The sequence below is a fragment of the Alcanivorax sp. HI0083 genome (genome assembly GCF_001635175.1).
The window spans coordinates 1-4,712 of record NZ_LWFX01000659.1 but is presented as its reverse complement, the minus strand read 5'-3'; the positions used below and the strand labels follow the sequence as shown (position 1 = coordinate 4,712).

Genomic DNA, 4,712 nt, shown 5'->3' with positions numbered 1-4,712 from the left:
TGCACGCCGGCCGGGTTTGTCATCGGGCCAAGAATATTGAACAGGGTGCGCATACCCAGCTCCTTGCGCGGCCCTACGGCGTATTTCATGGCCTTATGGTGGTTCGGCGCAAACATGAACCCCACGCCTACGCTATCGACACACTTGCCAATCTGCGCCGGGTTCAGGTCCAGTGCAATACCTGCCGCTTCCAACAGGTCCGCCGAGCCACTCTGGGAGCTGACCGAGCGCCCGCCATGTTTGGCCACGTGCGCACCGGCGGCAGCGGCCACAAAACTGCTGGCCGTGGAGACATTAAACAAGTTCGCGCCATCACCACCGGTACCAACGATATCGACCAGATACTGGCGGTTTTCCACACTCACCCCGGTGACCAGCTCACGCATCACCATGGCCGCGCCGGTGATTTCGTCCAGGGATTCACTTTTCATCCGCAGACCCATCATCAGCGCACCTATTTGTGCATCCGTGGCACCACCGGTCATCACCTGGCTCATCACATCGCGCATTTCCTCAATGCTCAGGTCAATCTGATCGACCACCTTGGCCAGCGCTTCCTGAATATTCATGCCGCATCCCCCTGCTCATCGTGCTTCAAAAAATTCTCAAGCAGGGCATGACCGTGCTCACTCAGTATGGATTCAGGATGATACTGAACCCCTTCAATGGGCAGGGTCTTGTGACGCATCCCCATAACCTCATCCACACTGCCATCGTCTTTCAAGGTCCACGCGGTCATTTCCAGGCAGTCCGGCAAACTGTCTTTTTCGACGACCAGCGAGTGGTAGCGGGTGGCGGTATAGGGCGATGGCAAATGCCGAAACACGCCTTTGCCGCTGTGGTATATCGGCGAGGTTTTACCATGCATCACCTGCCGGGCCCGCACCACCTGGCCACCAAACGCCTGGCCAATGCTCTGGTGCCCCAGACACACGCCCAGAATTGGCAGTTTGCCGGCAAAGTGCTTGATAGCAGCGATGGAGATACCCGCCTCATTGGGCGTACAAGGGCCGGGAGAGATCATCAGGCGATCCGGGTTCAGGGCTTCAATCTCTTCCAGGCCAATCTGGTCGTTGCGATGCACCAGCACCTCGGCCCCCAGCTCCTGCAGATACTGCACCAGGTTGTAGGTAAAGCTGTCGTAATTATCGATCATCAGCACGCGCATTATCGCTGCCCTCCGTCTGCCAGGTTGAGACCACCCAATGCCATGTTCACCGCCCGGAACACGGCCCGGGCCTTGTTCATGGTCTCGTCCCATTCGGATTGCGGCACAGAATCGGCAACGATGCCGGCCCCGGCCTGCACGTACAGACGCTGGTCCTTGATCACCGCGGTACGGATGGCGATCGCCGTATCCATGTCACCGTTGAAGCCAATATAGCCAACCGCGCCACCATAGACGCCGCGCTTGGTAGGTTCCAACTCGTCAATGATTTCCATGGCGCGAATCTTGGAGGCTCCGCTCAGGGTGCCAGCCGGGAAGGTCGCCCGCAGCACATCCAGCGGCCCCAGCTCTTCACGCAGCTCGCCTTCCACGTTGGATACGATATGCATCACGTGGGAGTAGCGCTCCACCACCATTTTGTCGGAAACGTCCACCTTGCCGGCCTTGGAGACCCGACCGATGTCGTTGCGCCCCAGATCGATCAGCATCAGGTGCTCGGCGATTTCCTTGGGGTCCGCCAACAAGTCTTTCTCCAGTGCCTGGTCTTCCGCCTCATTGGCACCGCGTTTGCGCGTGCCGGCCAAGGGCCGCACGGTGATGCGCCCTTGCTCAGCGCGGGCCAGAATTTCCGGCGACGACCCGGCAATATGGAAATCGTCCAGATCCAGATAAAACATATACGGGGACGGATTCAGGTAACGCAGGGCGCGGTACAGATCCAGCGCCGGCGCCTGGAACGGGCAGCTCATGCGCTGGGAGGGCACAACCTGCATCACGTCGCCCGCCAGAATGTACTCGCGAATAGTTTCCACACCGGCCTTGAACGCCGCTTCCGGAAATTCATTGTGGAAATCGTTCTCGTCCACCGGTTCGCCGTACACCGTGTGCTCCGGCTCCGGCAGCGGGGAACGCAGCTGGGCCTCCAACGCATCGAGGCGCTGCTCGGCACGCATCAACACCCCCTCTTCCTTCGGGTCCACATGCACCACGAGGAAAAGCGCACCGCGCAGGTTATCGAAGACCACCACTTCCTCGGACCGCATCAGCAGGATATCGGGCACACCCAGCACGTCCTCCCCGGGCGCCGGGCCCAGGCGTGGCTCGAAAAAACGCACGCTGTCATAACCGAAGTACCCCACCAGGCCACCGTTGAAACGGGGCAAATTGGGCAGGTCCGGGCTGCGATAGGCTTGCCGATACGTCTCGACCCAGGCAATGGGGTCAGCCACGTCCTGCTGCTGACGCCCGCCGGGGCCATCCACCTGCACATGCTGCCCGGTAATCCGCACCACCTCCGTGGCCGGCAGGCCGATAATCGAATAACGCCCCCAGCGCTCGCCACCCTGCACCGATTCAAACAGGTAGGTGTAAGGGCCTGACGCCAGTTTGCGATAGGCCGACAACGGGGTATCCAGATCCGCCAGCACCTCGCGAACCACCGGCACACGGGTATAGCCCTGCCGGGCAAATTGATCCAATTCTTGTGGTGACATGATTGTCCTTAGCATTTCGCTACGGCCCGACTCTCGGGCGGACCGCGATCAAGAGCAATAATTGTAGAGGAAAACGAGCAAAAAGACGTGTCAGTGCAGACACAGGGGGAGCATCACCATCGCCAGCTGGCGGGTGTGGGGAGGAAAAGCGGATTGTCGATCAGGGCACAGTCCAAGGGACGTCCTTTCTCAATCATCGTCGTTGCGGTAATTCTAGCTAATGAAAACGCCAGACGCCAGACGCTGAAAACCCGGAGGAAACTGCTAGACTGGCCTCTTTGATGTACTCGCACTTTGGCCTCAGGCATTTGGCATCCATCCGGGAGCTCCATGAAAATCCTCGCCCTCTACACCGCCAGCCAGTCTCGCGGCCCGGTGGAAAGCCAACCAGCCGTGCAGCTGCGCGCCGGCTGCGGCATCGTTGGCGACCGCCATTACCGCCGCAACGCCAAGCCGGAAGAACAAATTACCCTGATCGAATCCGAGGCCATCGCCACCTATAACCGCGAGCACAAGCAGCAGGTCGAGCCGCACACCCTGCGCCGTAACGTGCTGACCGAAGGCGTCGATCTCAACGCCCTGGAAGGCCGGGAGTTTTTGCTCGGCAACATCCGCCTGCGCGGCATAGAGCTGTGTGAGCCTTGCTCCGTGGTAGGGCACCTGCTGGCCGGCGATCTGACCCCGCCGCAGGTCATCAAGGCCCTGCTGGGCCGGGGCGGCCTGCGTTGTGAAATCCTCTCCAGTGGCGTGATTCGCGTAGGCGATAGCATTGCCACCCATGTGACCGAAACCCTGTAGAGCGGAGACCGGCTCACCCCGATGTCGCCCTGCGCAACCTTAATCCAGGAAACCTGGCTCGAATGAACGACAAGGAAATGACGGACCCTATCCAGCAGACTCGCCAATGGCTCGAAGACGTTGTCATCGGCCTGAACCTGTGCCCGTTTGCCCGCAAGCCTTTCAACGCTGGCCAGATACGGTTCACCGTCAGCGACAGCCGCAATGTGGAAACCCTGCTGGGTGACCTGCACGAAGAACTCGACCGCATGGATCGCACCCCGGCAGACGAAATCGACACCACCCTGCTGATCATTACCGATCAACTGGAAGACTTCCTCGATTACAACGATGTGCTGGACTTGGCCGATGGTCTGCTGGAGCAACAGGGCTGGGAAGGCACCTACCAGATCGCCAGCTTCCACCCCGCGTACCAGTTCGCCGACACCGCCGTGGACGACCGGGAAAACTACACCAACCGGGCGCCCTACCCGATTCTGCATATCCTGCGCGAAGCCAGCCTGGACAAGGGCCTCGCCAGTTACCCGAATCCGGAGCAGATTCCCGAACGCAACATGGACACCCTCAACGGGCTGACAGAGGCACAGTGGCTCGCCCTGTTTGGCGGCTTGCCGGGAGCCCGTCGGTGAATCTGGATCTTTCCGATATCTTGCTGGTCACGGTGCTGATCGTCATCGGCGCCCTGTTCTGGCGTTCCCACGGCATTCGCGAGCGGGCGCTGGTGGCTACCCGGCGCTTTTGCGAGCGAGAACAACTGGAATTTCTGGATGAGAGTGTGGGCCTGGAAAAGCTGACCCTGAGCAAAGACCACCACGGCAAACGCCGCATTACCCGCATTTACCGGTTTGAATTCACCGTCACCGGTGGAGAGCGTTACGAAGGGCGCACCGTGGTGCAGGGCGGCATCACCCAACGGGTAGAATTACCGCCCCACCGTTACACGCCGCCGCCGGAAGAATTGCACTGACNGGCAAGGCCTGGCCTCAAGTTTCGTAAGCGGCCTTGCTGCCATCAAAATTCACCATCCAGGGAATGCCGAAGCGGTCGTTACACATCCCAAAGCGTTCCGCCCAGGGCGTTTCTTCCATGGGCATTTTAATTTCGCCCCCTTCCGCCAGCGCCGCAAACAGGGTTTCCGCCTCTTTCACACTATCAGCCTGCACACTCAGCGTGGTCCCCTGGGCTTTTTCAAAATACTCTGGCGGGCAATCAGACCCCATCAGCACAATCCCATCACCCTGCAGACAAACATG

The 4,712-nt window shown here is 59.9% G+C and carries 7 protein-coding genes; 3 read left to right on the top strand and 4 right to left on the bottom strand.

Annotated elements, in window-relative coordinates:
- The 3 genes from trpD to trpE all read right to left on the bottom strand — a co-directional run.
- Positions 1-569, bottom strand: a 569-nt coding sequence (gene trpD, locus A3754_RS06565) for an anthranilate phosphoribosyltransferase (RefSeq protein WP_063519137.1), incomplete at its 3' end; no start/stop codon positions are given.
- Positions 566-1,168, bottom strand: coding sequence for an aminodeoxychorismate/anthranilate synthase component II (locus tag A3754_RS06560; RefSeq protein ID WP_063519136.1), 603 nt, complete (start codon positions 1,166-1,168; stop codon positions 566-568). The genes trpD and A3754_RS06560, both read right to left, overlap by 4 nt.
- Entirely contained in the window at positions 1,168-2,661 is a 1,494-nt protein-coding gene (gene trpE, locus A3754_RS06555) for an anthranilate synthase component I (RefSeq protein ID WP_063519135.1), read from the bottom strand. Before trpE ends, A3754_RS06560 begins: the two co-directional genes overlap by 1 nt.
- A 330-nt stretch (positions 2,662-2,991) precedes the next feature.
- Here trpE and A3754_RS06550 point away from each other — a divergent pair, with 330 nt between their 5' ends.
- The 3 genes from A3754_RS06550 (at position 2,992) to A3754_RS06540 (ending at position 4,426) form a co-directional block, all read left to right on the top strand.
- Positions 2,992-3,459, top strand: a complete 468-nt coding sequence (locus A3754_RS06550; RefSeq protein ID WP_063519134.1) for an MOSC domain-containing protein — start codon at positions 2,992-2,994, stop codon at positions 3,457-3,459.
- Positions 3,460-3,521: 62 nt separating this feature from the next.
- Positions 3,522-4,088, top strand: a complete 567-nt coding sequence (locus tag A3754_RS06545; RefSeq protein WP_063519133.1) for a DUF1415 domain-containing protein — start codon at positions 3,522-3,524, stop codon at positions 4,086-4,088.
- Complete coding sequence (locus A3754_RS06540) at positions 4,085-4,426, top strand: DUF3301 domain-containing protein (RefSeq protein ID WP_063519132.1); 342 nt, start codon at positions 4,085-4,087, stop codon at positions 4,424-4,426. Before A3754_RS06545 ends, A3754_RS06540 begins: the two co-directional genes overlap by 4 nt.
- Before the next feature lie 16 nt (positions 4,427-4,442).
- On the opposite strand, the gene A3754_RS06535 is transcribed toward A3754_RS06540, so the two are convergent.
- Positions 4,443-4,712, bottom strand: a 270-nt coding sequence (locus tag A3754_RS06535) for a VOC family protein (RefSeq protein WP_197468522.1), incomplete at its 5' end; no start/stop codon positions are given.

What these genes read in the sequence shown, in the direction of transcription:
- A3754_RS06560 (WP_063519136.1), bottom strand. Translation starts at nt 1,168, where the DNA reads ATGCGCGTGCTGATGATCGATAATTACGACAGCTTTACCTACAACCTG.
- trpE (WP_063519135.1), bottom strand. Translation starts at nt 2,661, where the DNA reads ATGTCACCACAAGAATTGGATCAATTTGCCCGGCAGGGCTATACCCGT.
- A3754_RS06550 (WP_063519134.1), top strand. Translation starts at nt 2,992, where the DNA reads ATGAAAATCCTCGCCCTCTACACCGCCAGCCAGTCTCGCGGCCCGGTG.
- A3754_RS06545 (WP_063519133.1), top strand. Translation starts at nt 3,522, where the DNA reads ATGAACGACAAGGAAATGACGGACCCTATCCAGCAGACTCGCCAATGG.